Below are 26,506 nucleotides of genomic sequence, written 5' to 3'. Positions count from 1 at the left end.
TCAGATGAGAAATCCACAGCTACGCATCTGCGCACTACTCACCACTTTGCTAATGGGAATTGGAATGCAAGTATCGATAGCTCAAGCTCAATCCAGCCCGCCCAAAGTGGAAGCCACCTATGGTCAAGGGAACAAGAGCTTTAAATTAGCGACTGGTAGCCCCGGAGAATTAGGTCTACTACAACAACTTGGTGAAGCCTTTGATAAAAAGGAAGGTGCTCGCCTGGTGTGGATTAAGGCTGGAAGTGGTGCTTCCCTCAACCTGCTGAAAACACAACAGGTCGATATGATCATGGTGCACGCACCTGAGGGTGTCAATAAAGCCATTGCCGAGGGCTGGGCAACTGGCAGAACACTGATTGGCTCAAATGAGTTTTATATTGTTGGGCCCAAAGCCGATGCGGCCAAAATCAAAACGGCTAGCAGTGGCGCAGATGCTTACATAAAAATTGCTAAGGCACAGGCAAACTTTATTTCTCGAGGTGATAAATCAGGAACTCACCAAAAAGAAATGGATATTTGGAAAAAGGCGGGGATTTCACCTGAGGGAAATTGGTATATCGTGACCAACGACTTTATGACCGCGTCCCTCAAGAAAGCGAATACGGATAAAGCCTACTTCATGACAGATAGCAGTACCTGGGTGGCAGAAAAAAATGTCGCTCCTGATCTGCAAATTCTGTATCGCGGAGACCCCTACTTAGTTAATACCTATGATGCTTTGGTGGCTCCCGTGAGCGCAACCGAGAATCGCGATATCGCCGCAAATTTCATTCAATTTGTCGCGTCCGATGAAGGCCAGGCCATTATCAGAAACTACGGCAAGGCGCAGTACAAGGAAGCCCTCTACAATGACGCTGTCTACGCTAAACAATACGTCCAATAGGAAAAATCATGGAACTTAAAGTCAAACTCAGTGCACGCAATACGCTCAGCGGTAAAGTGGTTGAGCTCAAAATGGGTCAAACTACTTCTCACGTGAAGTTGGATATTGGCGCCGGTCATATTGTTACTGCCTCTATCACTAATGAGGCTGTGGACGAGCTGAATCTGAAGGTTGGCGATCAGGCTTGGGCAGTCATTAAAGCTTCTGATGTCATGATTGCTAAAGACGCTTAATCTTTAGTCTGCATGCAAAAGGCCCGCATTGCGGGCCTTTTTCTTTACTACTTCAGCACTGGGTAATGCTGAATTGAGTATTAAACGCTTACTTCTTTGCTGCTACGAAACCAATGGCTGTGTCGTCAACGAATTCAACCATGACGTCATCACCAGCCTTGAATTTCTCAAGACCTAAAACACTTTGATCCACTTTGACTTTTTGCTTCTCGCCTGATGGCATTGTGAAAGTCACAATACGAGTTTTTGCATCGATTGTGCCGATCTTCACTGTTGCATAAACAGTGTCAGTAGTTTCTTCAAATGGCTTGGCAGATCCTTTGCCAGCGATCACAACTGAACGAACACCTGAAACACCTGGTTTTGCATCTTTAGGAGCAGCGATCAATCCAACTGCAATCGCTTGAGCGTGCTCAACAACAAACACATCACCCTTTTTTACTTTATCCAAATCATTTACCTGCTTGGATACATTCATTTGAACCAAGTTACCATTCATGTCTTTCAAAACTACGATGCGCTTCTTAACATCCACTGAATCAACGGTGGCAGTCAATACAGCAGCTTCAGCTGCCAATGGCAACATTTTTGCTGGAACTTGAGCAAATACTGAGCTTGCAACAACTAAACCGAGTGAGGCAACTAACGCAGCTAATAAAGATTTCTTCAAGATAACTCCTAGATAAAGGTTTATAAGGGGCGCCGGTCCTTTGACGCCACCAATTCATTTTAACCATGAAGCAAGGTACTTATAAGCCTTAGAGCTAATATTTAAACCCTAAATAGGTGCAATTTGCTACATTGGAGGCTTAATAGCTGATTCACCTCAATAGATCGATAGCAAAGAGACAATGTGATTTTGATTAAATCCTGGCGGGATGCCGAGCAAGAGGCCTACTCAATCCGAAAAAATGTCTTTATCCAGGAGCAAGGCGTTCCAGAGGAAATGGAGATAGATGAACATGATCTAACTGCTCAGCATGCCCTAGCTTATATGGGGTCACAGTGCATCGGCACCGCTCGTCTAGTTACCTTACCTGGAAATATTGGAAGAATTGGGCGCATGGCAGTATTACCAGACTATCGAAGACAAGGCATTGGGATGCAATTACTCAGCACCCTACTAGAGCTGAGCAAATCCCTAGGCATCACTCAACTTGAATTACATGCCCAGCTATCAGCCATTGCGTTTTATGAGCAATTCGGATTTATTGTGCAAGGCGAGATCTATCAAGAAGCAGGTATCGAACATCGCGATATGATTCTATCTATCTAAAAGCACCTTACTCATATGACCCAATTGACCGATCCACCCTTCCTCTTTCGTGTTTGCTACTCAGATACTGATGCTGCAGGTTTCGTCTACCATGCTCGGTATTTAGAAATCTTTGAACGCAGTCGCTCAGAGTGGCTTCAGCAAAGAGGCTTAAGTCCAACTAAATTAGTTAATGAATTTGGAATCTTGCTTCCCGTACGCGAAATCACGATGAACTTTCATAGGCCGGGGCGCTTAGATGATCTGTTGAGCATTGATCAAGTCATCGAGCATCGCGGGCGAACCCAGATTGCGGTGAAGCAAACGGCGAAACGTATTGTTGAGGGAGTTGAGCCTGAACTCATTGCAACTGCCTTACTTCACATTGTTTGCGTTGACACCACCAGCCTAAAACCCAAAGGCCTACCTGACTGGCTTTTTGCGGCCGGTCAATAACATCACCAATAAAGAGACTTCAATGCAAGAAGGCAAGTTACTCACTTTTGTAAAGGAGCTCGCAACTCTCCTCGAGAGCAAACCGAGTGAAGAGATTATCTTCACCAAAGGAAAGAAGCTCCTGGAGAATCTCATTCGTGTTGACGACTGGCTAGCGGAAGACTTTTCCAAACCGCATCCACAGTACTACCAGCAATACTTGTTATACGCAGATCCACTCGATCGCTTTTCTGTGGTGAGCTTTGTTTGGGGTCCTGGTCAAAAAACACCACTTCATAACCATACCGTTTGGGGCATGGTGGGTCAGCTACGCGGTCAAGAACGCAGCGCTAACTACTACCAACAGCCTGATGGAAGCTACAAGGCCGATGAATTCTTCCTTTGTGAACCAGGCCAAGTAGCCACCGTATCCCCCAATACCCATGACATCCATATAGTGGAGAATGCTTTGAGTGACCAAACCTCTATCAGCATCCATGTTTATGGCGGAAACATTGGCCGCATTGAGCGTGCTGTGTTTGACCCCCTTACAGGCTCAGAAAAATTATTTATTTCAGGTTATGCAAACTCTGTAACGCCAAATCTTTGGAATCCAGCCGGCACAGCGGCCTGATAGCTTAAAATAACGACTCTTTCTGCAAACACTTGAAGTGTGGCAGCTCACCCCATTGGCCGGGATAGTCGTTTAATTGAATACGGGCCAATATTTATTTGGCCCCTATGTTATTTACAGATCTTGGTTTATCAGAATCCATTCTTCGCGCTATTAGCGAGGAAGGCTACACCAGCCCTACCCCTATTCAAGAAAAATCTATCCCTGCCGTATTGAAGGGTGGAGACTTACTTGCCGCAGCCCAAACTGGCACCGGTAAAACTGCCGGCTTTACTCTGCCGATTCTGCAAAGATTAAGTACTACAGCCAAAGCCGGTGGCAAACGTCAGTTACGCGTGCTGATTTTGACTCCTACCCGTGAGCTAGCCGCGCAAGTTCAAGAATCTGTTGTGACTTACGGTAAATACACCGGCCTTAAATCCACTGTGATCTTTGGCGGCGTCGGCGCTAACCCACAAATTAAAGCTATTGCTGCAGGTCTAGATATCTTGGTAGCAACACCGGGTCGCCTCCTCGATTTAATGTCACAAAACTGTGTCTCACTCGCCAATATTGAAATCCTCGTCCTTGATGAAGCGGATCGCATGTTGGACATGGGCTTCTTACGCGATATCAAAAAGATTTTGGCCGCATTACCAAAGCAACGTCAGAACTTATTATTTTCCGCGACTTTCTCTACCGAGATCAAAGCTTTGGCCGATGGTTTACTTAATTCGCCTGCATTAATCGAGGTGGCGCGAAGCAATAGCGCTAATGAAGCCATTGCTCAACTTATTCACCCAGTAGATAGAACTCAAAAGCATCCTTTATTGGCGCATTTGATTAAAACAAATCAGTGGCAGCAAGTTCTCGTATTTACCCGCACTAAACATGGTGCCAATAAATTAGTGACCCAGCTCGAGAAAGATGGGATTACCGCCATGGCTATTCATGGCAATAAGAGTCAAAGTGCTCGCACCAAAGCATTAGCAGACTTTAAGGATGGAAAAATCACCGTCTTAGTTGCGACTGATATTGCGGCGCGTGGCATCGATATCGATCAACTCCCCCACGTCGTGAACTACGACTTACCCAATGTGTCTGAAGATTATGTGCACCGCATTGGTAGAACTGGTAGAGCCGGATCAAATGGGGTTGCAGTGTCCTTGGTATGCGTCGACGAACATCAGATGCTCCGAGATATTGAGAAGCTTATCAAGCAAAAACTACCGCAAGAAGTGATTGCTGGATTTGAGCCAGATCCAAATGCGGTAGCACAACCGATCCAATTAAGAAGCCAACAACACCAACAATCCAGAAAACCCCGCCCAGGCAATGCTGGTGGTGGTGCCGGTGGTGGCAAGCCTGCGGCTAAGCGTGGCAGCCCACCTAAACGTAGTTTCAACCGCTAACTGATAAAACAATACCGGTGTTGCATTGGCATAACCGGTATTTAATCTGCGGCTAGATTAAATACACTCGAAAAATCGAGTTGTCCATTACCCGCTTTGCTATGCGCTTCATAAAGCTTACGCGATAACTCTCCTAGCGGAACGCTCGCTTCTAGATCGCTTGCGTTCTCAGTCGCCAAACCCAAATCTTTCAACATGAGATCGACGCCAAAGCCCCCTACATATCCTTTTGAGGATGGCACGTTTTCCATTACGCCGGGACAAGGGTTATACAGTTCCAGGACCCAATTTCGACCCGAGCTCTTGGTCATGATGTCAGAGAGCACCTTAGGGTCCATGCCATTAGCTATACCTAAGCGCAATGCCTCACTGGTACCCAGCATTTGTATACCCAGCAACATGTTATTACAGACCTTGACGGTTTGACCACTACCGCTTGCGCCCGCATGAAAAATATTTTTACCCATCTTCTCTAGCAATGGTCGAGCACGCTCTACATCATGCGCTTCACCGCCGACCATAAAGGTCAAGGTTCCCGCCTGAGCGCCTGCAGTACCACCGGAGACTGGAGCATCAATCATGGCAAAGCCTTTAGCTTTTGCAGCGGCGGCTACCGCCTGAGATACCTTAGGAGAAATCGTGGAGCAGTCGATAAGCAAAGCTCTTGGGTTGGCTGTAGCAAGCAAGCCAGAATCACCTAAATACAAAGCCTCGACATGGCGTGAGGCTGGCAGCATGCTGATGATGACCTCTGCATCTATAGCAGCTTCTGATGCGCTCTGCGCAGGAATACCACAAGCAGCCTTGAAAGCATCAAGCTGAGTCTGCGCTAAATCAAACCCTTGAACCTGGTGACCTGCTTTAATTAAATTGAGAGCCATCGGCAGGCCCATATTACCCAAACCTAAAAATGCGACTTTCATATTTGCCTCTGATGAGATAGTGAAGTTCTAATATCTCACTATAGCTTGCTTATAAACTAGCCTCATAAATTACCAGGAGATGGCATGACTATTAAAGTGATTGGGCTTATTCAGTTAAATGATCTGGAGGCATTTGAGGAGTACCGAGCTCAAGTGGGGGATACGGTTGCTCTATATCAGGGAAAAATCACCTCTCGGGGATCATTCAACACATTCCTCTGGAACGAATTGAAGTGTGATTCCTTTAGCGCATTTGTAGAACTGGAGTTTCCTGATCTGGAATGCTCCCAGTCATGGGCTCATAGTCCGGAGTATCAAAGCCTACTAGCCATTCGGAGTAAAGCCATGAAGCTCACTTTGTTTGCTGTCAGCCAATAAAAAATAAAGCCTGGCTCCTTGTGGGAACCAGGCTGAATTTAATTCGGAGTAAGACGAATTACTTCTTAGCTTCCATTGCTTCTTTAGCGGCTGTAATTTCTTTACGACGCTCTTTACATGCGCCAGCAATTTCTTGCAAAGCCTTACGAGCACGTGCAGCAGATGCCTTAATGCCTTTTTCAATGAACTTTTCGTTTTCTGCTTTGTAAGTTTCAAAAGCAGCCAACAATGTATCGTGTTGTGACATCTTGTCTCCTATATTTCTGATCAAAGTGTGAGTACTGAGCTCGGATTTAGTATATCCCCATAAAAACCAGAGGAATTCAGGGGCTCTATCAGGGATAACTCTTATATCCTCTAAATCCTCCAAAATAGGGAAAACTACTAGAAAATTACGGAGACACAAGTGAAAATCAGAAATACCCTTGTTTTATTAGCTAGCGCACTGATTAGCTTACAAGCATTTGCCCAAGCTACTAACTGGCCAATTCCCAATAAGCCTATTACCTTTATCAACCCATTCCCACCTGGTGGTGCCGTGGATGCTTTTGGGCGACCTTTAGCCCGGCAGCTATCCACGCAAATGGGCACCTCGATCATCGTTGACAATAAAGGTGGAGCTGGCGGCACTGTTGGCGCAGCAGTTGCCGCAAAAATGGCTCCTGATGGCTATACCTGGCTTCTTGGCGCAGTGCATCACTCCATTGCTCCCAGCATGTATACCAATCTGTCTTATGACATCACCAAAGACTTTGAGCCTGTCGCCATCATTGGCAGTGTGCCGCATGTCATCGTAGTCAACCCAACTAAATTTCCGAAGAATGATCTGAAATCCATTATTGAAGAAATTCGCAAGCATCCAGGAAAGTACAACTACGCCTCCACCGGCAACGGCACATCCCAGCATTTAACTGGTGAATTATTTAAGATGCAAAACAAGTTATTCATCACCCATATCCCCTATCGCGGTACTGGCCCCGCCCTGCAGGACTTAGTAGCTGGCCAAGTGGATATGATGTTTGACACTCTAGCTGGCGCAGCACCCTTCATCAAGAATGGTCAGTTAATTGCAGTCGCCGTCACGACGCAAAAGCGTGTAGACGCTTTTCCTAATGTGCCAACCGCGCAAGAGCTGGGTATCAAAGACTTTGTGGTTTATAGCTGGTATGCCATGTGGGCAATCAAAGGAACACCAAAAGAGATCGTTGATAAGATGAGTGCAGAAGTGCAAACTGCTCTCGCCTCACCTGAAATCAAAGAACGTTGGGCAGCTATGGGCGCCACCGCACCGAAGATGAGTCGCCCTGAATTAGTAAACTACATCAATCAAGAGATTACTCGCTGGGGTGAAGTGGTAAAAAAATCGAATGCTAAATTAGATTAATGCTTCAGTTAATCCACAGAAACAACAAGAAAATAAAGAAGAAGATTTATGCTGATTAAAAAACAAGATTACGCTTTTGTTAGAAACAAGCTTCTCAAAAAAGAGGAGATTGCACTACTGGATGTGCGCGAAGAAGATCCGCATGCGCAAGAACACCCTTTGTTTGCTGCTAATTTTCCACTGTCACGTATTGAGGTAGATGCATTTAGTAAGCTCCCGAGAAAAGATGTGCCGATTGTCACGCTTGACGATGGCGAAGGCTATGCTCAGCTAGCTGCAGAGAGACTTTCTGAACTAGGCTATTTAGATGTCTCTGTATTTGAAGGCGGTGTTAAAGCCTGGAAAGCGGCTGGTGGCGAAGTCTTTAAAGATGTGAACGTTCCCAGCAAATCTTTTGGTGAGTTTGTGGAATCCAAAAGACATACCCCCTCCCTATCTGCACAAGAAGTAAAAAAATTAATTGATGCCAAGGAAGATGTTGTCGTAGTGGATGTGCGTCGCTTTGATGAATATCAAACTATGAGCATCCCTACTGGTATCAGTGTCCCTGGCGCTGAACTAGTCTTACGGGTTCCAGAGCTCGCACCAAACCCAAAGACCAAAATCATTGTGAACTGCGCAGGCAGAACCCGTAGCATCATCGGCACTCAATCTCTGATTAATGCAGGCATCCCAAACGAAGTAAATGCATTGCGTAATGGCACGATTGGCTGGACCTTAGCTGGGCAAGAATTGGACAAAGGTCAAAGTCGTCGATTCAAAGAGGTAAGCGAGAGCACGGCTTTGGAGGCAGCCGAACGTGCGCGTAGCGTTGCTGATCGAGCTGGTGTTAAACGCATTAAGCTTACCGATATTGAGCAGTGGAAATCTCAAGCTGAGCGAACCACTTATTTTTTTGACACGAGAACGCCTGAAGAATATGAAGCTGGTCACCTTCCCGGATTTCGCTCAACACCGGGCGGTCAATTAGTGCAAGAGACGGAAATGGTTGCTCCAGTTCGTGGCGCACGTATTGTCCTAGCAGACCCTAGTGGGGTTAGAGCCAACATGCCGGCTTCATGGCTTGCGCAGATGGCTTGGGATGTCTATGTCATTGATGACCTCAAAACTTCAGACCTTACTGAAAAAGGCGCGTGGGTTGCCCCTCTTCCAGCAACCCCTGACATTCAAACTGTTGATGTGAAGACCGCTGCAACATGGCTACAGAATGACAGCACCACCATCTTTGTCGATTTAAGTACGCATGCAAATTATGTGAAGGGTCATATTCCCGGAAGTTGGTTTGCCCTTCGCTCGCAATTCTCCAAGGCTTTAGAGAAGCTACCAAAAGCAAATCGCTATGTACTTACCAGCACCACTGGTGAACTTGCACTATTTGCTGCACAAGAGATACAGGGACTGACAACAGCCGAGGTGCTTGTTTTATCCGGCGGTAATAAAGCCTGGATAGATGCAGGCCTAGAGATTGAAAAAGGTCCTATCCATCTGGCATCGCCACCACTGGATCGTTACAAGCGGCCATACGAAGGAACCAGCGTAGATCCAGCAGCGATGCAAGCCTATCTTGACTGGGAATTTGGTTTAGTTGAGCAACTGGGTAAAGATGGCACCCATCACTTCTGGGTGCTTTAGAGCTTAATAGTGGTGGCGCCAAAAGGGATGCCACCACTACTTTCTAGGCTATTTTGTTGCGAATAATTCCGACACCGGTAATTTCAGTTTCCATCATGTCACCCGGCTTAAGAAATTCTGGTGGCTTTCTGCTGTAACCCACACCCGACGGCGTACCAGTAGCAATAATGTCACCAGGTAGCAAAGTCAAACTTCGTGACAACTCGGAAATAATCACTGGGATTTTGAAAAACATCTGCTTATAACTCGCATTTTGTTTTTCTATGCCGTTCACTCGACAGATAATTCGAGTGTCATCCAAGTTCACACCACCAGCTGTGACAACCCAAGGACCCATCGGACCATGGCCATCTAGACTTTTACCTTTAAACCATTGACCTGAATGTCGCTTTTGCTGAACATCACGCGCAGTTGTATCGTTATAGGCAGAATACCCAAATACATACTCCATTGCATTTTCTTCGGAGATGTTCTTCCCCTTTTTACCAATGACAACGGCTAGTTCAGCCTCCCAATCAATCGTAGTCGAATAGCTAGCATCGTACGGAATGGAATCAAAAGGGCCATTCATAGTTTGAGTGCCCTTGGTAAACAGCACTGGAACCTTGGGGTACTCTTTGACTGTCTTATCAGCACGGCTCTGCATACCTTCGTCAAAGTGATCCAGGTAGTTCCAGCCGACACAATAAATATTACTTTGGGGCTTAGGAATAGGCGATAGTAAAACCACTTGATTTACATTAAATGAGCTCTTGCTGCGATTCTTAAAGAGGGTTGCCAAATCTAGCAAACCGCGATTACCTGAAGCAGCTAAGGAGATCATTGAAGTTGGATCAAATGAAAGCTCTAGTTTTTGCCGAGCCGCTTCAGCAGGAATGTCCACCACCAAACCATCATTAGTCACCAAACCTAAACGCGAGCTAGCACCCATTTTCGGTAAATAATTAGCCACTCTAAATCCTGCCTTACCCGTGAGCGGCTCTACAACAATAGGCGTACGATCTGAGGCGCTAGCCATACCGGGCATGAGCATGCCACCGATAGCGGTAGTAGCGCCAATTTTCAATGCATCGCGACGATTGATATCCATACATCTCCTAGTCTATTTTTTCTTATGGGCGATATTCCTAGCTCAGGAACTCGTTGAGATAAATACTAATACAAAATGGTTTACCAGCAAAAAGAAATGAATCAGGCTATTCTCACTGCTATGAATAAAATACTGCCCATATTGTTATTGTCCCTAGGGCTGATAGCTTGTGGACGAGAAACCTACACTACTTGGACGTGCATAGATAACGCTAGATCTAAATCCACCATGATTCTCAAAAAGGCGCAAATGCAGTTTCAGGATCGCCAATACGACTACTGTGGAAGTCTGGGACCACAGAGTTATTTTGATTTGAAGTGCCCCGCCCAGATCCAGGACTCAAGCAATAACTTTACTCCTAGCTCAGGAAAACTGATCAGCGATACAAATGAATTTCAGTGCAATGCCCTCTAAAGAACAAAACCCACTCAACCCCAAGAAGCTGCTTCTGAGCAAATGGACCGCAGTAAAACCCAGTCATAAGCGCAAGCACTTTCTGGTGAGCAAGGTCATTCTTCCAGAGTTGTCAGATAGTGCAATTGAATTCGTTGAGATTGAAGCTGTTTTTGATAAACAAATTGAACTCATTCCTTGGCGCCAGCTGAAGGATACCGAGATCTGGATTCAGGGTTGGGTGTAAAAAAGCCGTCTATTGTTTAGACGGCTTTTTACTACTCAGTGCATCAGAAAATCTTACTTCTATTTCTTCTTTGTATCCGATGGCTTTCTAATGTGCTCCTCAATGTTTTTTTCAGCCGCATCGGCCACTTGATTCACAATTTTTCGACCTTCCTTAAACATCTTTTGGCCGGCAGTCGACATGTCATGAACTACCTTAGATAATTTATCGGCATGGCCTGGAATTTTGTCTTCAACATCTTCAAGCCAGCTCACTAAGGAGCTGCGTACTTTCTCTAAATGCTTTTCAGTGCCATCAGCCGCGTCATCGCCAATATCCCTCAGAACAGACTTCACTTTCCTTTGATACACCGTCGCCCGCTTCGCGGCTTCTTTCGCGGCAGATTCTTGTAGCTCTTTAAGTCTTGCAAGATCATTTTTGGCTGCGGATTTGGCACTCTCCAGGGCATTTTTCATGCCCCACTGAATTTCTGCCAGATGGTGCTCACTGAGATCTTTAGCGGCATCTAGTAATTTGTGGGAATAAGCAAACAACTCTTTCGCCTTTTCTTGCTGCCATGCCTGAATATCTTTTTTATCCATTACTACTCTCCTTCATGTTTATTAGGGGTTTAAGTAACTAGTGAGGCCACAATCCAACTCTATACCGAAATTGCAGCCTTGCCAATTCCCCCGCCCACTAGCATTAAAATCATGACATGAGCGAACTCAAAAATCCCTACGAAATGATTGGTGGCGCGGCAAAGGTTGAAGAATTAGTCGACCGCTTCTATGATTTGATGGCGCTAGAAGAGCCCTTTGCAGATTTACGGGCCATGCATGCCCAAGATCTATCGAGCTCTAGAGATAAACTCAAACTCTTTTTATCGGGCTGGCTAGGCGGTCCAGACGTCTATTCTCCAAAGTATGGTCACCCAATGCTACGCGCTAGGCATTTACCATTCAAAATTGGTCTTAAAGAACGCAACCAATGGCTAGCCTGCATGTACCGCGCCATGGAAGACTGCGGCATTGATGGTCAGATTGGCGCTCAGCTGGAAGAGTCTCTTTTTAAGACTGCCGACTGGATGAGAAACCAGCCTAACTAATCTAGCTTAGCTCCAGCTTGTTTGACAGCCTTAGCCCAACGAGGCATTTCGCCTGCTAGAAACTTAGTAAATTGATCTGCATTGAGATAGGCTGGATCCGCCCCCTGCTCTAACATTCTTTTCTGTACGTCTGGGGAGTCTAAGGTTTCCTTGAAAGCCTGGCTAAGCTTGCTCACTACTTCAGGTGGGGTGCCTTTAGGTGCCAAGATTCCATAAAAGCCAACTACCTCTAAATTAGCTACACCTGTCTCGATCACAGTAGGCGTATTCGGTAGCGCTGGGTTGCGCTTTGCGCTGGTTACTGCCAAGGCTCTCACTTTACCCATCTTGGCATAGTTAGCGGCTTGAGGAACCGACTCAGCCATAAATTGGACATGCCCTGCGATCAGATCCGTAAATGCTGGTGCGCTTCCCTTGAAGGGAATGTGAACCATAAAAATACCAGTCTCATTTTTGAGCATCTCTGGCACAAGATGAGAAATCCCACCGTTACCGGCCGAACCGTAATTCAATTTACCGGGATTAGCCTTGGCGTATGCCACAAATTCCTTTAGCGTTTGCGCTGGAACATCCTTATTCACTATCAAAGCTAGGGGTTGCTGTGCGGTTCTAGCAATCGGCTGAAATTCTTTAAGAGTTTCATATGAGGTTTTGGTATAGACGGCAGGGTTAATTACCATCGTGCCGGTATTGGCCAAGAGCAAGGTATATCCATCGGCGGGTGATTGCGCTACAAATTGCGCTCCTACAGTGCCGCCTGCCCCCGCTTTGTAATCCACAATGACTGTTTGACCTAAGGTGGATTGAAGTTTTTCAACTAACAATCTCATGTGAGCATCAAGCGGACCACCCGCTGGAAAACCAATAATGACCTTGATTGGCTTATCAGGGAAAGCAGCCCAGCTCATAGCAGGAATTAGGGACACTAAAGCGCCTACTAATAACAACCTGATAAATTGCATGGACTTAGGCATGGGCATTTAATTTGATTAACTCAGATACACTTTAACCCAACACCAAATTAGAGGCATTAAATATGTTTGAAAGTTGTCTGCAGTTACTAAGCGATCCCAACATCTGGATAGCATTTCTGACGCTATCCGCTTTAGAAATTGTTCTTGGCATTGATAATATTATTTTTATTAGCGTCATCGCAAATAGACTGCCTATACAAATTCGAGAAAAAGTACGTCGCTTTGGCCTCATTTTTGCCCTACTTACTCGGATCCTATTGTTACTCAGCCTTTCCTGGGTAATGGGCCTTACTAACCCACTCTTTACAGTCCTAGAGCATGCACTCACAGGCAGGGACTTGATTTTATTGCTGGGTGGATTCTTCTTAATTTGGAAAGCATCAAAAGAAATCTATATAGAGGTTGAGGCTGTCGATCAGAATGTTCCGGAAGAAAAATTGGATGCGGTTCGACTCACTAAATCACACGCAACCCTTTTCATGACATCCATATTGCAAATTGGCTTGCTCGACATTATCTTTTCCCTCGATAGCGTCATTACTGCCGTTGGGATGGTAGATGAAATTGGAGTCATGATCGCAGCAGTGCTCACCTCCGTTCTCATCATGCTAGTTGCCGCTAAGTCCATTGGAGAGTTTGTATACAATCATCCTTCAATTAAGGTGCTGGCCCTGACTTTCTTAACTGTTGTGGGCGTAGTTCTGATTGCCGAAGGTATGGGGGTGCATATTCCCAAGGGATATATTTACGTGGCAATGGCTTTTTCTCTATTCGTTGAGCTCCTCAATATTCGCTCACGTAAGAAAAAGAAAGGTAATGGCTAATAAAGCATTAGAGTGCTTGGGCGCAGGCAAAGCCACTAGCCCAAGCCCACTGGAAATTGTGACCCCCAAGATGTCCGGTGACATCAACACACTCACCAATGAAATAGAGCCCCGGTTGCTTACGAGCCATCATGGTTTGTCCATCAAGCTCTTTGGTATCGACTCCGCCCAACATCACTTCAGCCTTTTTCCAGCCTAGTGTTCCCGCTGGCTTTACCGACCAATTAGTAATGAGCTCTTTAAGAGCTTGACGATCTTTTTTAGAAACCTCGGCCCACTTTTTACCTAAGAGATTTTTCTGCTCAGCAAATACTTTTGCTAAACGTAGTGGCATTACTGAAGCTAGGATATTTTCAGTCAGCTTGAGGCGGTTATCTTCGTTATTAAATAGGTCATCACAACTGAAATTTCCGTTAGCTTCCACTGCGCCAAGCCAGTCGACATGAATGGCCTCACCTTCAGCCCAATAACTACTGGCCTGCAAGACGGCAGGCCCTGATAGGCCCTTATGCGTCAAGAGTAAATCCTCATTAAATCGGCAGGCGCCATAGCGGCTCCCTTTCGCTCCGGCGGCGATGCGAACCGGCAAACTTAAACCCGATAACTCAATTAAGTTATCAAACTCTCCAGAGGTAAATGAGAGCGGTACCAGCGCAGGACGAGGATCAATTACTTTCAAGCCAAATTGCTTGGCGATATCCAAGGAGAATGCCGTTGCTCCAATTGCAGGAACCGGCAGACCCCCTGTAGCCATAACCAAGGATTTGGATCGCTCAATACCAAAATTGGTTTTGACGCTCCATACCCCCGCCTCATTGGAGATTGACTCCACAGTGACTGGATGACGGATATCGACACGTCCCTTAGCGCACTCCGCCAGCAACATCTCAATAATCTGTTTAGCGGAGTCATCACAAAATAACTGACCCTGGTGTTTCTCGTGATAAGCAATGCGATAAGACTGTACCAGCCGAATAAATTCTTTTGCGGGGTAACGAGCCAAGGCACTTTTTACAAAGTTTGGATTTAAAGAGAGGAAATTTGCCGGGCTACTATGCAGATTCGTAAAATTGCATCTACCTCCGCCGCTGATACGAATTTTTTCACATAAGGTATCGGCGTGATCTAGAACTAAGACTTTTTTACCCAACTGGCCAGCAATACCAGCACAGAATAGTCCAGCTGCGCCACCACCAATCACGATGGCATCCCAAGATTTCGTCATAGCTTACTTAAAGCGCTCAATGACTTCTGTCGGTAGCTTTAGTTTTTGCATGTGCAAACGGGTATAAGCCTGACGGAAATTCTTTGTCATCGAGATCATGACTGATGCGGTCCAGGCAAAAGCAAACATTCCTGAGAACGCAATGATGATCGCTAGCATCTTCCAGCCCCCTGGCAAGAGGTCATCCATAAAACCCATCGCGGTATAGGTACTACCGCTAAATAAAATACTCTGACTTAAACTTGGCAAGAGATTAAATGCTCTTAGTGAAATTCCCCAGAGGATGATTTCAAAGATATGCGTGAGAAATAAACAGAGCACGCTGACATAGAACACGAGAGCCACTGAAGAGTACTTGTGTTCTGAAAGATAGAGGAATGACTTTACCTCGTAGCGCTTCGCAATTTGGAGCAAAGCCATGCCATGTACCAGCATCACAATCAGCAGCATGGCAATACCGAACAAATAAGCTGGTAAATCGAGTTCGGTGCTGAGTGTTACGGTATTTAGAATAGTCATGGTGTCTGTGCGTCTATTTTACAGTCCTCACGGGCAACTTACGCCAACTGATACCAGTCGCGAATCACCGCCCAAGCTTCTTCAGCAGTTTCTACAAAGTGGATCAAATCAATATCAGGCTGCTCAATCACCCCATGTTCAAGCATCTGCTTGAAGTTGATCACCTCATGCCAAAAAGCCTTCCCAACCAAAATGATTGGAAAGCGTTCCACCTTTTTGGTTTGCATTAAGGTTAAAACCTCAAAGAGCTCGTCAAACGAGCCGAAGCCTCCTGGGTAGGCCACAATCGCCCTAGCCCGCAGCATAAAATGCATTTTACGAATGGCGAAATAGTGAAAACGAAAACTTAAGCCAGGAGTGAGGTAAGGGTTAGGATGCTGCTCCCTTGGCAGGCTGATATTAAAACCGATAGTTTGGTCGCCTGCTTCAAAAGCGCCACGATTGACGGCCTCCATAATTCCAGGACCTCCACCAGTAGCGATATGTAACTTATTTTGATCTTCAGATTGAGTAGCGTTATATTTGGCTACGATTTCTCCGAACTTTCTTGCGGAGTCGTAGTACTTGCAATGCAGCAATGCGCGCTGAGCTTCTGCAATCTCTTCTGGTGTTTTAGCGCTCTTCTCAAGCTCTCGAGCTTTTTCGCTGCTAACGAAACGAGTAGAACCAAATACAGTAATCGTGTGCTCAATACCACGCTCATGTAATAGAATTTCTGGCTTTAACAATTCCAACTGAAAGCGCAAGCCTAATGTTTCACGACGAGCTAAAAAGGCTTGATCATCAAATGCGAATTGATAGGAGTCCTCGGAATTTTCTTCCGCCAACTGGCTTTTCTGAAGATTCAAAAAATCAGTGATCGTTTGGGAGTTATTTACAGGAAGCCTTGGACTCATATTGAAACCTTTATTTCAACCTTTAAAAAATGGCTATCTCGAATCCTGAACGTGATCAGCGAGCTGATGAGGCCCGGAGATGGAGCATCAGAATTAGTATTACTACCTAGAATATTGCATTAATTTGCCATCTAGGGCTTATTCGGATGTACCGCCAGCACTTCAAGCGTTAATATTGCTTCATATTAACCAAACCGAAGGAAAAGCAATGAGCAATCGTTCAATCATCATCATGGTACTAGTTTTAGTTGGTGCCACAGCCTATTTACTCCTCAAAGGCGATGGCGACATTGATATGGGTGGCGAGAAACATGGTGCTGAAGCAGCTCACATGGAAGAAGCTAAGAAAGATGCTCCTGCAGCTCCAGTTGCACCAGCAGCAGCTCCAGCAGCTGACGCTAAGAAATAATCTCTTCTCGAGAAAAATCAGCCGCGGTTCGCCGCGGTTTTTTTATCCCCTTTTTACCCCATCCCTTCTAGATGAATGCCCTTGACCCTTCATTGCTCAGCTCTTTTACGCCAACTGGTACTTTGCGAGTTGGCATTAATTTTGGCAATCCCCTCTTGGCTAGCTTAGATAGCAATACTAAGGAGCCCAAAGGGATTACCGTCGACATAGCAAATCACATTGCCAACAAGCTGAAACTAGCTATTGTTTTTATCTGCTATCAAACGGCGGGGGCTACTGTTGAAGCCGTCAAATCAGGGGATGTGGATTTAGTGTTTGTTGCAATCGATCCTGTCCGCGGAGCGGATATTAGCTACACCCCTGCTTACATTCAGATTGAGGGCGCTTACCTGGTGAAGGGCTCATCACCACTCACTAAGAATGAAGATGTAGATATGCCGGATAATGAGATTGTCGTAGGCAAAGGTAGCGCTTATGACCTTTACCTGACTCGTGAAATCAAACAAGCTAAGTTGCTCCGCTCTGCAAACTCACAAGCAGTAGTAGATGACTTTATGTCTGGAACTGGTAATGTTGCTGCCGGCGTTAAGCAACAACTCGAAAGTGACGCAAAGCGCTATGATGGCTTACGTATGCTTCCTGGTAGGTTCATGGTAATCAATCAGGCTATTGGCATACCTAAGACGCGGGTCGGTGTTGAAAAAATCAACGCTTATCTTAGTGGCGAGATTCAAGAATTAAAAGCTTCTGGATTTATTGCCGAGGCGATGCTTCGTCATCATGTTCAGGGTGCCAAGGTAGCTGAGTAAAACTCAACAGGTGTAGGTGTGTAAACGCTCTGGAATAATGACACTCTGCCACTCAAGCTCTTCCCGTATGGACTGGGCTAAGACAGCGGATGCCTCAGGCTCACCGTGAACCACGAATACGGTTTTAGGTGCGGATGTAAAGCCTCGTAGCCAATCCAATAAACCCGCTTGATCCGCATGGGCTGAGAGCCCGCCAATGGTGTGTACCGATGCGCGAACAGGGACTTCTTCACCGAAAAGGCGCACCTTAGTCGCTTTATCGACCAAGCGACGACCTAAGCTGCCATAAGCCTGAAATCCAGTAATCACAATGGCGTTTTGAGCGCGCGGCAAATTATTCTGCAGATGATGGAGGATTCGGCCCGCATCGCACATACCACTCGCTGAAATAATAATCGCCCCACCCTTGATCTTATTGAGCGCTTTAGATTCTTCTACATCCGCAATGAATCTGAGATCTACTGCGCTGGGGTTTTTCTTAAACCACTCGAAGGTAGACTGCGATTCTTTGTCTAATTGCGCAAAAAAATGTTGAGTCAGATGGGTGGCTGCGGTTGCCATTGGAGAGTCTACCCAAATACTCAGATGGGGCAATAAATTACGCTTTACTAAATTAATTAATAAAAAAAGTATCTCTTGTGTACGACCCACAGCAAAGGCTGGAATGACAATATTTCCATGTGCACTCAAGGTGCTGTTTACCACCTCAATTAACTCAGACTCTGTATCAGCTAAAGTTTTATGCAATCGGTCACCATAGGTTGACTCAACCACTACTACATCTGCTTGAGCAATCTTGGTGGGATCTGGCATTAACAACTTGCCCTTCATGCCAATATCTCCAGAGAAAACGCAGCGCTTATTCTTGGAATGATCTTCGGTGATATCGATCACGGCAATGGCAGACCCCAGAATATGTCCTGCATTTTGAAACTCCAGATCTATTCCTTTACAGAGTTCTAGTGATTTTCCATAGGGAACTACCTGGCATTGCCCAAGAGCTAGCTCAGCCTCCTCCATGGAGTACAAGGCAACGGGTAAGTCACCACGCCACTTACCTGCCTTTTGTCTACGCTCCGCACGCTCGACATCTGAGCGCTGCAAATGCGCGCTATCGGGTAACAAAATCTTCAGGAACTCGAGTGTGGCATCCGTGCAATAGATGGGGCCAGAAAATCCTTGTGCGCAGAGCCTTGGCAATAGACCGCTATGGTCGATATGCGCATGTGTCAGCACAATAAAATCGACTTCCTTGGGAGGAAAAGGTAAGGGCTCTAGATTCTTGGCGGTGGCCTCGCGCCCACCCTGAAACATACCAAAGTCGACTATGAATCGAAGCTCACGCCCACCAACTGTAGCCTCTACAGAATGCCTTGAGCCAGTAACCTCACCTGCCGCACCCAGAAATTGTATTTTCATCACTCAAGGATACTCCCGATAAAATCCATTGTTAAGTCACTTATTAGAGCGATACTATTCAGATGAATGCACCTACCGAGCTGAGATCACTAGAGCTTATTGCTCGCCTCAAGCGAGCATCCTCAGAACATAAAGGGGATGCAGGCAAAGTACTGCTGATTGGGGGTGCTCCGGGTATGGCTGGAGCTCTCATGTTATCGGGTAGCGCAGCACTCCACTTGGGAGCGGGCTGGACTATTTTAGAGATGCTGGATCCAATGGCCGCGCATGCAATGCCAGAACAAGCCGAGCTGATGGTCCGCTTAGCCAGCTTTAACGCCCAAGAGCAATTAGAAGATACAACACCGGATGTGATTGCGATTGGCCCAGGAATTGGTTTTTCTGAACTTGCTAGGGATTGGCTGATAGCCGCACTACGCTTTCCAAAAGTACCGCTAGTCATTGATGCGGATGCACTCAATTTAATTGCCGATACCCCAGAATATCTCGACCTTTTGCGGGAACGTAATCAAGCATTCCCGGAGATGACTGTTCTCACTCCGCACCCTGGTGAGGCTGCGCACCTTCTCAATACAACGGCCTCAGCCATACAAGCAAACCGCCTTACAGCCCTATCTGACTTAGTGAAACTCACTAGCTCAATTGTTGTCCTCAAAGGTCAACATACGTTAATTGCCTCACCTCTTAATTTGGCAGTGCAATGCGCGCAAGGTAATCCTGGCATGGCTATCGGCGGAATGGGTGATGTTTTAACTGGTTGTATTGCAGCGATTGCCGCCCAGGGCGTTCGCCATAAGCTAAATCTGTGGGAGGCAAGCTGTATTGGAGTGCAACTCCATGCTTCGGCCGCAGATAGTTTGGTAGCTCAACAAATTGGCCCTATTGGACTTACTCCATCAGAGGTGATTTTGGAGATGCGGAGTCTCTTAAATAAGCTGTTATAAAACAGCATGCAATCAACTAGCGCAATTCTTCATCATCGCCGTTACGTATACGGCCTCTTTATGGCCGGTCTAGGCTCCGTCCTCTTTTCTGGCAAAGCCATTCTGGTCAAGCTCGCTTTTGGCTATGGCGCCAATGCGGAGACTTTAATTGCCTTGAGAATGTTGATGGCCCTCCCCCTCTTTTGGGGAATTTATTGGTGGCAAGCACGTAGACAGGTGATGAGCCCACTCACCTGGCGAGATCAAGCGAAGATATTTGCCTTAGGCTTTATGGGCTACTTTTTTTCCAGCTACCTGGACTTTTTGGGACTGCAATATATTTCTGTTGGCCTGGAGCGAATTGTTCTTTATCTCACTCCAACCATCGTGCTATTGATTTCTTATTTTGTATTAAATAAATCCATCAGTCGCCTGCAATGGTATGCGCTGGCTGTGGGATACCTAGGGGTGATTGTGGTATTCATCCAAGATGCCAGCTCAACTGGCTCCATGGCTGTTCTCGGCATGCTGCTAGTCTTTGCCAGCGCATGTTCATATGCGATCTACATGATTGGCTCGGGAGAGATGGTTAGGCGTGTCGGTAGCGTGCGCTTGGTCGTTTATGCCAGCTCCGCATCTGCGCTGCTGAGTGTCATTCAAATTCTGATTTACGATCCTGCGGCTGTGTTTGTCCAAGTCCAGCAGATCTATTGGCTCAGCCTTCTCAATGCGAGCCTATGTACCGTCATTCCGATGTTATTAATCATGATTGCGATCAATCGGATTGGCTCGCCTCTGGTTGCCCAAGCTGGCATATTGGGACCCGTCTCAACCCTGTTTATGGGTTGGATCGTGCTATCTGAACCTATTACCTGGATTCAGCTTGGTGGAATGAGTTTGGTGATGGGTGCGATGTGGCTGCTCGTGCGCAACGATGCATCTAGCAAACAACAGGGGCAGAACGCCACAAAGCCTATAGACCTTGAGGGATCTGACCCCTTAAATTGATCGCTTGATCACTTGATCGCTGAATAGCTTACTGAGGTGCTACTGGCTCTTGAGCTGCCTTTGCTTTTTTCTTTGATTTTTTCTTAGCCTTCTTCTCTGCTTTTTTATCTTTCTTAGCCTGCTTCTTAGCCTTCTTAGTTGCCTTATCTTGCTGAGCAGCAGGCGCTGGAGTTGCAGGCACCGCTGCTGGAGCAGCCGCCGGAGCGCTAGCTGGAGCTGGATCTGCCGCCATCACGGTCAGCGGGGATAAACCAATTGAAGCTGAAATGAGTGTGGCTAAAGTAAGTTTTGCAAAGCGAGTATTCATTTAAAGCTCCATAAGGTTTGTGGATAATTTAATAATACCCAATTATTTGTCATAAATGCTTCATTTAACCAAGGCATCCAAATGAACTCTTTCCCAGCCGATATTTATACAGAGCCTCAGGGATACTCTATCCATACCCTAGACAATCTGGGGCCCCTCACTCGCCTTGCCGGAATCTGGGAAGGTCAACGGGGTTTAGACATTAAGCCAAAAGCTGAGGGGCCAAAGAAGCAGGTGTATACCGAGCGTATTGAGATGCAACCGATTGACCCCCAAACCAATGGGCCTCAGTTGTTTTATGGCTTGCGCTATCACCTTCACATTACCAAACCAGATCAAGTAAAAACTTATCATGATCAAGTTGGCTATTGGCTTTGGGAACCTGCTACTGGATCGATTGTTCATACTCTCACCATTCCCCGTGGCATGGTGACCATGGCCATAGGAAAAGCCTCTGCAAATGCTACCCAGTTTGAGTGCATTGCCAAGATTGAAGATCCGACTGCTGGGATCTCTTCGAACCCTTTTCTAGACTATGCATTTAAAACGATTGAGTACCGCATCATGGTGACAATCTTGGAAGATGGCTCGTGGTCTTACGAGCAAGACACGGTCATGATGATCAAAGGCCAGGATCAACCCTTTCATCATCTAGATACGAATGTATTAACGAGGGTAGGCGAAGCAACTCCCAATCCTCTAGCGCTAGAGGCAATAAAAAAGCCGTCCTAAGACGGCCTTTATACTTAAATGATTACCTACTTAAGCAGGCAGCGCTTCCGTCTCGGTAATCTTTTCTAAAGCTGCCTCAAGGTGACCAACTGTACGGTCAACATTTGCCAGCTTTTCTAGACCAAATAAACCAATTCGGAAAGTGCGGAAATCTGGGCGCTCATCACACTGCAATGGCACGCCAGCAGCAGTTTGTAAACCCAGAGCAATAAACTTTTTGCCTGACTGAATATCCGGATCTTTGGTGTAGCTCACTACTACGCCAGGAGCCTGAAAGCCTTTTGCTGACACTGAGTGGTAGCCCTTCGATACCAATAAGGCGCGAACCTTATCACCCAACTCTTGTTGCTTTGCCTTGAGTGCAGCAAAACCTAAAGCCTGAGTTTCTTTCATCACATTGCGCAAGATTTTGAGCGCGTCTGTTGGCATCGTGGTGTGATACACATGACCACCCTTTTCATAGGCTTCCATAATTTGGAGCCACTTTTTGAGGTCCATCGAGAAGCTGCTGCTTTGAGTAGATTCAATGCGCTCACGAGCCCTATCACTCATAGCCACCATCGCGCAACAAGGTGAGCTACTCCAACCTTTTTGAGGCGCGGTAATTAATAGGTCAACATTGCAAGCCTTCATATCCACCCACATTGCTCCCGATGCGATGCAATCGAGCACAAACAAACCATTAACTGAGCGCACTGCCTCACCAACAGCCTTCAGATAGTCGTCTGGCAAAATAATGCCGGCAGAAGTTTCTACATGAGGAGCGAAAACAACCGCTGGCTTTTCTTTCTTAATGAAAGCCACCACTTCTTCAATCGGAGCTGGAGCAAACACACCTTGCGTAGCATCTTCCAACTGCTTACCTTTGATAACGGTAATGTCCTTGGTGATATTGGCTAAATCAAAAATCTGAGTCCAGCGATAGCTAAACCAACCATTGCGCAACACAAGACACTTTTCATTGTTCGCAAATTGACGAGCAACCGCTTCCATACCAAAAGTGCCGCTACCCGGAACGATGACAGCTGAGCTGGCGTTGTAAGCATCCTTAAGGACACTAGAGATATCCACCATGACTTTTTTGAATTCTTCAGACATGTGGTTCAGCGAACGATCGGTGTAAACAACCGAGAACTCTAAAAGACCGTCTGGATCAACATTCGGGAGTAAGCCTGGCATAGTAATTTCCTAGTAAATCGTGTGGTTAGCACTAAATGATACTGATTTAGCACTGTTTGGGTACTCACCCACTGAAAAACGGGCTTTTTGAGCAAATGAGATGGGTTAACTGCTTCTTTTCGCCGTTGAAGAGACCAATATCCCGACAACAATGAGGGCAAAGGCGAGGCCATGAAAAAGCTGGGGCGGATCCCCCAAAATAGCAGCTGAGAGCAGTGCTGTAAACAAGGGAATCAAATTGGCAAAAAATGCCGCCACGGTTGGTCCCGCGCCATTCACCCCTAAACCCCAGCAGCGATAAGCAATTAAGGATGGGCCAATGGCTACGAAGATGATCAATGCTCCAGTCCAATAATTAAGCTGAATAAAAGCATGTCCAGTGGCAATCTCAGCACCCTCAAACAACATCGTCCACATGAAACCAATTAAAACTTGAGCCATTAAAAACTCTGCCCATGGCCACTGCCGCTCAGTGCTCTTCCCTGGACGACTAATCATCCAGCTATAAAAGGCCCAGAGAATCGTGGCCAACATAATGAGTAAATCCCCCTTCACTACCTGCATGCTCAACAGGCTAGTGGGCTCGCCACGCGTTAACACCACGGTGACACCGATCAAGGAAACAACCGCTCCCACAAGCTGCAACAGCGTTGGCTTTACCTTGTAAAAGACAGCGCCAATGAAGAGCATCCAAATGGGCATGCTGGCGCCGATCAGAGTGACATTGATGGCTGTTGAGGTTTGCAAGGCAAGGTATAGCAGAACGTTATAACTACCCACTCCCAAAAGCCCCAAGACTAAGAAACGACCCTTGTTTTGCCACAGAGCGCTACTCGGCTTCAAAACCCTCCATCCAAGAGGAAGCAACATCAAGGCTGCTAAGCCCCAACGAACAGCACTTAAGGTAATCGGGGAAATGCTTCCCACCAGTACACGCCCAGCTATCGCATTACCTGCCCAAAGAACGGTGGCTAACGATAAATAGAAGACGGTTGATAGGGGTAATTGAGGCATTCAGGAATCTTTGAATAGATAAGTGGGTCTTTTAAGCCCCTAAGAAGGGTCTTGCCTACGCATTGTAGAAACAAATGCTCGGTATTGCTAAGATAGAGCTTAAATTAGCGTCAGATTTCTGGCATTGGCAATATACAAAGGGGTTTTAGTGGCAATCATCACCAATATCGAAGATTTACGGGTTTTGCATCAAAAACGCACTCCGAAGATGTTCTACGACTATGCAGACTCTGGGTCATGGACTGAATCTACCTACCGAGCCAATGAATCGGATTTTCAGAAGATCAAACTGCGTCAGCGTGTTGCCGTAGACATGACTAACCGCACCACCAAAACGACGATGGTGGGTCAAGAGGTCGCAATGCCAGTAGCACTTGCACCGACCGGACTCACTGGCATGCAACATGCCGATGGTGAAATTCTGGCTGCTCGTGCCGCGGAAAAATTTGGCGTTCCCTTCTGCTTATCAACCATGAGCATTTGCTCTATTGAAGATGTAGCGGAACGCACCACTAAACCTTTTTGGTTTCAGCTCTATGTCATGAAAGACCGCGGTTTTATTGAGCGTTTGATTGAGCGCGCCAAAGCTGCCAAGTGTTCCGCCCTAGTTCTGACTTTGGATTTACAAATTTTGGGTCAACGTCATAAAGATTTAAAAAATGGTTTGTCGGCACCTCCAAAGCTAACGATTGCCAATGTGATCAACATGATGACCAAGCCTCGTTGGTGCATGGGCATGGCAATGACCCCTCGCAGAACCTTTCGAAATATTGTTGGTCACGCTACTGGTGTTGGCAATATGTCTTCCCTCTCCTCCTGGACTGCTGAGCAATTTGATCCAGGCCTGAGCTGGGATGATGTGGAGTGGATTAAAAAACTCTGGGGTGGCAAGTTAATCATTAAAGGTATCTTGGATGAAGAGGATGCTCGCTTTGCCGCCAACTCCGGCGCAGATGCTTTGATTGTTTCCAATCATGGCGGACGTCAATTGGATGGCGCCATCTCTAGCATCAAGGCATTGCCAGGCATTGTGAATGCGGTTGGCAAAGATATTGAGGTTTGGATGGATGGTGGCATTCGATCTGGGCAGGATGTATTGAAGGCTTGGGCATTAGGTGCACGCGGCACCATGATTGGCCGCCCTTTCCTCTATGGCTTGGGTGCGATGGGTGAAGCTGGTGTTACCAAATGCCTGGATATTATTCATAATGAATTGGATATCACTATGGCATTTACAGGGCACCGTGATATTCAAAATGTGACTAAAGATATTTTGTATCCAGGAACTTTTTAATATTCCACACATCATTAATTCCCCCGAGCTGGTATTTGCCATTGCCACTGTAGCCCTTGCAGGCTCAGTGTGGTTTGGTAATGCAGTTCTTAGTAAATACCGCACGAAGGACACTGAGACCTCGACGGATTTGGGGATTATTCAGACCGCAACGCTCACGCTACTTGGCCTAATTATTGGCTTTACTTTCTCAATGGCCATTGCACGATATGACTTGAGGCAGACTTACGAGGAAGCTGAGGCAAATGCGATTGGTACTGAATTCCTCAGGGCCGATCTCTTGCCTAGCAAGACTGCGGAGACTATCAAGGGTCTCTTGGGTGAATATGTGGATCAACGCATCTTGTTCTACTCTAAGCAAGATCGAGAGACTGCTCAGCAAATTACAAAGCGCACTATTGATCTAGAAAATGCCATGTGGAATGAGTTACTCCCTGTTGCGCGTAGCCAACCGTCACCCACTATTGCACTAGTCATCTCTGGCATGAATGATGTCATTAATTCCCAAGGTTATACCCAGGCTGCATGGTGGAATCGCATCCCAACCGCCGCTTGGTTTCTGATGACTGCCATTGCGATTGGCGCTAACATGTTGGTCGGCTTTGGCGCCAGAAACTTTAAGCGCAATATCGGTCTCTTTATGATCTTCCCAACCATGATTGCGATCTCCTTCTTTTTGATTGCCGATATTGATAGTCCTCGCGGTGGTGTTATTCGCATCGAACCACGAAATTTGATTGATTTAAAACACAATATGAGCTCCTTACATAGCTCTGCATCCACCATGGGCGATAAAAAATGAAGCGTGTTGTAGATGTATACAAAGACAGAGGTCGCGAACTCGTGTGGACTTATGTCATCCACCTCGGCAATATTGAATTTCATCCTGCTCAAGTTGATTTTGAACAAGAAGCTCTCAGGCTTTCTCTGCTCGATAAGCGCGGAGCTCTGAATGAGCTAAGCGCAAAAGCTAGACTTTCCGTTAAATAATTTTTTACCTCAATTC

General features: G+C 46.3%; 34 protein-coding genes. 21 read left to right on the top strand and 13 right to left on the bottom strand.

Translation table 11 applies throughout. The features are described from left to right. Positions 1-4: 4 nt before the first annotated feature. Together ICN42_RS11585 and ICN42_RS11580 are read left to right on the top strand one after the other, a co-directional pair. Complete coding sequence (locus ICN42_RS11585) at positions 5-886, top strand: substrate-binding domain-containing protein (protein ID WP_216255006.1); 882 nt, start codon at positions 5-7, stop codon at positions 884-886. A gap of 8 nt (positions 887-894) precedes the next feature. Next, on the top strand, positions 895-1,119 hold the full coding sequence (locus tag ICN42_RS11580; RefSeq protein WP_046330336.1) for a molybdopterin-binding protein: 225 nt from the start codon (positions 895-897) through the stop codon (positions 1,117-1,119). Between the two features lie 88 nt (positions 1,120-1,207). Here ICN42_RS11580 and ICN42_RS11575 read toward each other — a convergent pair whose 3' ends face one another. Next, positions 1,208-1,789: a hypothetical protein gene (locus ICN42_RS11575; RefSeq protein ID WP_255539371.1), complete on the bottom strand. Its 582-nt coding sequence runs from the start codon at positions 1,787-1,789 to the stop codon at positions 1,208-1,210. A 183-nt stretch (positions 1,790-1,972) separates the two neighbouring features. Here ICN42_RS11575 and ICN42_RS11570 point away from each other — a divergent pair, with 183 nt between their 5' ends. From ICN42_RS11570 to ICN42_RS11555, 4 genes are all read left to right on the top strand, one after another. Further along, a complete protein-coding gene (locus tag ICN42_RS11570) occupies positions 1,973-2,395 on the top strand; it encodes a GNAT family N-acetyltransferase (protein ID WP_216255004.1) in 423 nt (140 codons plus the stop codon). A 15-nt stretch (positions 2,396-2,410) separates the two neighbouring features. Next, positions 2,411-2,830, top strand: coding sequence for a YbgC/FadM family acyl-CoA thioesterase (locus ICN42_RS11565; protein ID WP_216255000.1), 420 nt, complete (start codon positions 2,411-2,413; stop codon positions 2,828-2,830). Positions 2,831-2,852: 22 nt separating this feature from the next. Then, the gene (locus tag ICN42_RS11560) at positions 2,853-3,443 is read left to right on the top strand and encodes a hypothetical protein (protein WP_216254998.1); all 591 of its coding nucleotides are present in this window, start codon (positions 2,853-2,855) and stop codon (positions 3,441-3,443) included. Between the two features lie 107 nt (positions 3,444-3,550). Next, a complete protein-coding gene (locus tag ICN42_RS11555) occupies positions 3,551-4,834 on the top strand; it encodes a DEAD/DEAH box helicase (RefSeq protein ID WP_216255102.1) in 1,284 nt (427 codons plus the stop codon). A 41-nt stretch (positions 4,835-4,875) separates the two neighbouring features. Here ICN42_RS11555 and mmsB read toward each other — a convergent pair whose 3' ends face one another. After that, the gene (gene mmsB / locus ICN42_RS11550; protein ID WP_216254996.1) at positions 4,876-5,757 is read right to left on the bottom strand and encodes a 3-hydroxyisobutyrate dehydrogenase; all 882 of its coding nucleotides are present in this window, start codon (positions 5,755-5,757) and stop codon (positions 4,876-4,878) included. An 84-nt stretch (positions 5,758-5,841) separates the two neighbouring features. Between mmsB and ICN42_RS11545 the strand changes: the two genes are divergently transcribed. After that, a complete protein-coding gene (locus tag ICN42_RS11545; RefSeq protein WP_216254993.1) occupies positions 5,842-6,135 on the top strand; it encodes a DUF1330 domain-containing protein in 294 nt (97 codons plus the stop codon). A gap of 58 nt (positions 6,136-6,193) precedes the next feature. On the opposite strand, the gene ICN42_RS11540 is transcribed toward ICN42_RS11545, so the two are convergent. Beyond that, positions 6,194-6,382 carry a hypothetical protein gene (locus tag ICN42_RS11540; protein WP_028819023.1) on the bottom strand — a complete coding sequence of 63 codons (189 nt, stop codon included), beginning with the start codon at positions 6,380-6,382 and terminating at the stop codon, positions 6,194-6,196. Positions 6,383-6,541: 159 nt separating this feature from the next. On the opposite strand from ICN42_RS11540, the gene ICN42_RS11535 reads away from it, so the two are divergent. Together ICN42_RS11535 and ICN42_RS11530 are read left to right on the top strand one after the other, a co-directional pair. Then, positions 6,542-7,519, top strand: coding sequence for a tripartite tricarboxylate transporter substrate-binding protein (locus ICN42_RS11535; RefSeq protein WP_216254991.1), 978 nt, complete (start codon positions 6,542-6,544; stop codon positions 7,517-7,519). 48 nt (positions 7,520-7,567) lie between these two features. Beyond that, on the top strand, positions 7,568-9,151 hold the full coding sequence (locus tag ICN42_RS11530; RefSeq protein WP_216254988.1) for a rhodanese homology domain-containing protein: 1,584 nt from the start codon (positions 7,568-7,570) through the stop codon (positions 9,149-9,151). A 43-nt stretch (positions 9,152-9,194) separates the two neighbouring features. On the opposite strand, the gene ICN42_RS11525 is transcribed toward ICN42_RS11530, so the two are convergent. Beyond that, the gene (locus tag ICN42_RS11525; protein WP_216254986.1) at positions 9,195-10,241 is read right to left on the bottom strand and encodes a fumarylacetoacetate hydrolase family protein; all 1,047 of its coding nucleotides are present in this window, start codon (positions 10,239-10,241) and stop codon (positions 9,195-9,197) included. 120 nt (positions 10,242-10,361) lie between these two features. On the opposite strand from ICN42_RS11525, the gene ICN42_RS11520 reads away from it, so the two are divergent. Both ICN42_RS11520 and ICN42_RS11515 read left to right on the top strand, forming a co-directional pair. Then, complete coding sequence (locus ICN42_RS11520; RefSeq protein WP_216254983.1) at positions 10,362-10,655, top strand: hypothetical protein; 294 nt, start codon at positions 10,362-10,364, stop codon at positions 10,653-10,655. Continuing rightward, complete coding sequence (locus ICN42_RS11515; protein ID WP_216254981.1) at positions 10,645-10,881, top strand: TIGR02450 family Trp-rich protein; 237 nt, start codon at positions 10,645-10,647, stop codon at positions 10,879-10,881. The genes ICN42_RS11520 and ICN42_RS11515 overlap by 11 nt, the downstream gene beginning before the upstream one ends. Positions 10,882-10,940: 59 nt before the next feature. Here ICN42_RS11515 and ICN42_RS11510 read toward each other — a convergent pair whose 3' ends face one another. Next, complete coding sequence (locus tag ICN42_RS11510; RefSeq protein ID WP_216254979.1) at positions 10,941-11,462, bottom strand: phasin family protein; 522 nt, start codon at positions 11,460-11,462, stop codon at positions 10,941-10,943. Between the two features lie 116 nt (positions 11,463-11,578). Here ICN42_RS11510 and ICN42_RS11505 point away from each other — a divergent pair, with 116 nt between their 5' ends. Beyond that, on the top strand, positions 11,579-11,968 hold the full coding sequence (locus tag ICN42_RS11505) for a group II truncated hemoglobin (RefSeq protein ID WP_216254977.1): 390 nt from the start codon (positions 11,579-11,581) through the stop codon (positions 11,966-11,968). Here the strand turns inward: ICN42_RS11505 and ICN42_RS11500 are convergent. After that, positions 11,965-12,876 (bottom strand): Bug family tripartite tricarboxylate transporter substrate binding protein, encoded by a 912-nt coding sequence (locus ICN42_RS11500; RefSeq protein ID WP_370626040.1) that lies wholly within the window; start codon positions 12,874-12,876, stop codon positions 11,965-11,967. The genes ICN42_RS11505 and ICN42_RS11500 overlap by 4 nt on opposite strands. Before the next feature lie 128 nt (positions 12,877-13,004). Between ICN42_RS11500 and ICN42_RS11495 the strand changes: the two genes are divergently transcribed. Then, on the top strand, positions 13,005-13,766 hold the full coding sequence (locus tag ICN42_RS11495; protein ID WP_216254972.1) for a TerC family protein: 762 nt from the start codon (positions 13,005-13,007) through the stop codon (positions 13,764-13,766). A 7-nt stretch (positions 13,767-13,773) separates the two neighbouring features. Here ICN42_RS11495 and ICN42_RS11490 read toward each other — a convergent pair whose 3' ends face one another. Genes ICN42_RS11490 through ICN42_RS11480 form a run of 3 tightly spaced genes read right to left on the bottom strand, consistent with a single transcriptional unit; the run spans position 13,774 to position 16,406 of the window. Then, positions 13,774-14,991 (bottom strand): NAD(P)/FAD-dependent oxidoreductase, encoded by a 1,218-nt coding sequence (locus tag ICN42_RS11490; RefSeq protein ID WP_216254969.1) that lies wholly within the window; start codon positions 14,989-14,991, stop codon positions 13,774-13,776. A gap of 3 nt (positions 14,992-14,994) precedes the next feature. Next, positions 14,995-15,510, bottom strand: a complete 516-nt coding sequence (locus ICN42_RS11485; protein WP_216254966.1) for a hypothetical protein — start codon at positions 15,508-15,510, stop codon at positions 14,995-14,997. A gap of 38 nt (positions 15,511-15,548) precedes the next feature. Continuing rightward, entirely contained in the window at positions 15,549-16,406 is an 858-nt protein-coding gene (locus tag ICN42_RS11480) for an LOG family protein (RefSeq protein WP_216254963.1), read from the bottom strand. Positions 16,407-16,614: 208 nt separating this feature from the next. On the opposite strand from ICN42_RS11480, the gene ICN42_RS11475 reads away from it, so the two are divergent. Beyond that, positions 16,615-16,815: a hypothetical protein gene (locus ICN42_RS11475; protein ID WP_216180804.1), complete on the top strand. Its 201-nt coding sequence runs from the start codon at positions 16,615-16,617 to the stop codon at positions 16,813-16,815. A gap of 71 nt (positions 16,816-16,886) precedes the next feature. Continuing rightward, complete coding sequence (locus ICN42_RS11470) at positions 16,887-17,624, top strand: ABC transporter substrate-binding protein (RefSeq protein WP_216254959.1); 738 nt, start codon at positions 16,887-16,889, stop codon at positions 17,622-17,624. Positions 17,625-17,627: 3 nt separating this feature from the next. Here ICN42_RS11470 and ICN42_RS11465 read toward each other — a convergent pair whose 3' ends face one another. Continuing rightward, positions 17,628-19,043, bottom strand: coding sequence for an MBL fold metallo-hydrolase RNA specificity domain-containing protein (locus ICN42_RS11465; protein WP_216254956.1), 1,416 nt, complete (start codon positions 19,041-19,043; stop codon positions 17,628-17,630). Between the two features lie 62 nt (positions 19,044-19,105). Here ICN42_RS11465 and ICN42_RS11460 point away from each other — a divergent pair, with 62 nt between their 5' ends. Both ICN42_RS11460 and ICN42_RS11455 read left to right on the top strand, forming a co-directional pair. Further along, positions 19,106-19,987 carry an NAD(P)H-hydrate dehydratase gene (locus ICN42_RS11460; protein WP_216254952.1) on the top strand — a complete coding sequence of 294 codons (882 nt, stop codon included), beginning with the start codon at positions 19,106-19,108 and terminating at the stop codon, positions 19,985-19,987. Positions 19,988-19,993: 6 nt separating this feature from the next. Further along, positions 19,994-20,974: a DMT family transporter gene (locus tag ICN42_RS11455; RefSeq protein ID WP_216254949.1), complete on the top strand. Its 981-nt coding sequence runs from the start codon at positions 19,994-19,996 to the stop codon at positions 20,972-20,974. A gap of 28 nt (positions 20,975-21,002) precedes the next feature. On the opposite strand, the gene ICN42_RS11450 is transcribed toward ICN42_RS11455, so the two are convergent. Next, positions 21,003-21,281, bottom strand: a complete 279-nt coding sequence (locus tag ICN42_RS11450; protein WP_216254946.1) for a protein tyrosine phosphatase — start codon at positions 21,279-21,281, stop codon at positions 21,003-21,005. An 81-nt stretch (positions 21,282-21,362) separates the two neighbouring features. On the opposite strand from ICN42_RS11450, the gene ICN42_RS11445 reads away from it, so the two are divergent. Next, the gene (locus tag ICN42_RS11445) at positions 21,363-22,013 is read left to right on the top strand and encodes an FABP family protein (RefSeq protein ID WP_216254942.1); all 651 of its coding nucleotides are present in this window, start codon (positions 21,363-21,365) and stop codon (positions 22,011-22,013) included. Positions 22,014-22,043: 30 nt separating this feature from the next. Here the strand turns inward: ICN42_RS11445 and ICN42_RS11440 are convergent, their stop codons facing one another. Both ICN42_RS11440 and ICN42_RS11435 read right to left on the bottom strand, forming a co-directional pair. Further along, the gene (locus ICN42_RS11440; protein WP_216254940.1) at positions 22,044-23,192 is read right to left on the bottom strand and encodes an aminotransferase class V-fold PLP-dependent enzyme; all 1,149 of its coding nucleotides are present in this window, start codon (positions 23,190-23,192) and stop codon (positions 22,044-22,046) included. A 105-nt stretch (positions 23,193-23,297) separates the two neighbouring features. Beyond that, positions 23,298-24,206: a DMT family transporter gene (locus tag ICN42_RS11435; protein ID WP_216254938.1), complete on the bottom strand. Its 909-nt coding sequence runs from the start codon at positions 24,204-24,206 to the stop codon at positions 23,298-23,300. A 148-nt stretch (positions 24,207-24,354) separates the two neighbouring features. On the opposite strand from ICN42_RS11435, the gene ICN42_RS11430 reads away from it, so the two are divergent. The 3 genes from ICN42_RS11430 to ICN42_RS11420 all read left to right on the top strand — a co-directional run bounded on the left by ICN42_RS11430 (position 24,355) and on the right by ICN42_RS11420 (position 26,490). Beyond that, positions 24,355-25,500: an L-lactate dehydrogenase gene (locus ICN42_RS11430; protein ID WP_216254935.1), complete on the top strand. Its 1,146-nt coding sequence runs from the start codon at positions 24,355-24,357 to the stop codon at positions 25,498-25,500. Positions 25,501-25,567: 67 nt separating this feature from the next. Continuing rightward, positions 25,568-26,302, top strand: coding sequence for a hypothetical protein (locus tag ICN42_RS11425; protein ID WP_370626038.1), 735 nt, complete (start codon positions 25,568-25,570; stop codon positions 26,300-26,302). Next, positions 26,299-26,490 carry a hypothetical protein gene (locus ICN42_RS11420; RefSeq protein WP_216254932.1) on the top strand — a complete coding sequence of 64 codons (192 nt, stop codon included), beginning with the start codon at positions 26,299-26,301 and terminating at the stop codon, positions 26,488-26,490. The genes ICN42_RS11425 and ICN42_RS11420 overlap by 4 nt, the downstream gene beginning before the upstream one ends. Positions 26,491-26,506 lie beyond the last annotated feature (16 nt).

The organism is Polynucleobacter sp. 71A-WALBACH (genome assembly GCF_018882365.1).
GTDB lineage: Bacteria > Pseudomonadota > Gammaproteobacteria > Burkholderiales > Burkholderiaceae > Polynucleobacter.
Note: the sequence above shows the minus strand (reverse complement) of the source record. Positions and strands in the feature narration are given on the sequence as shown.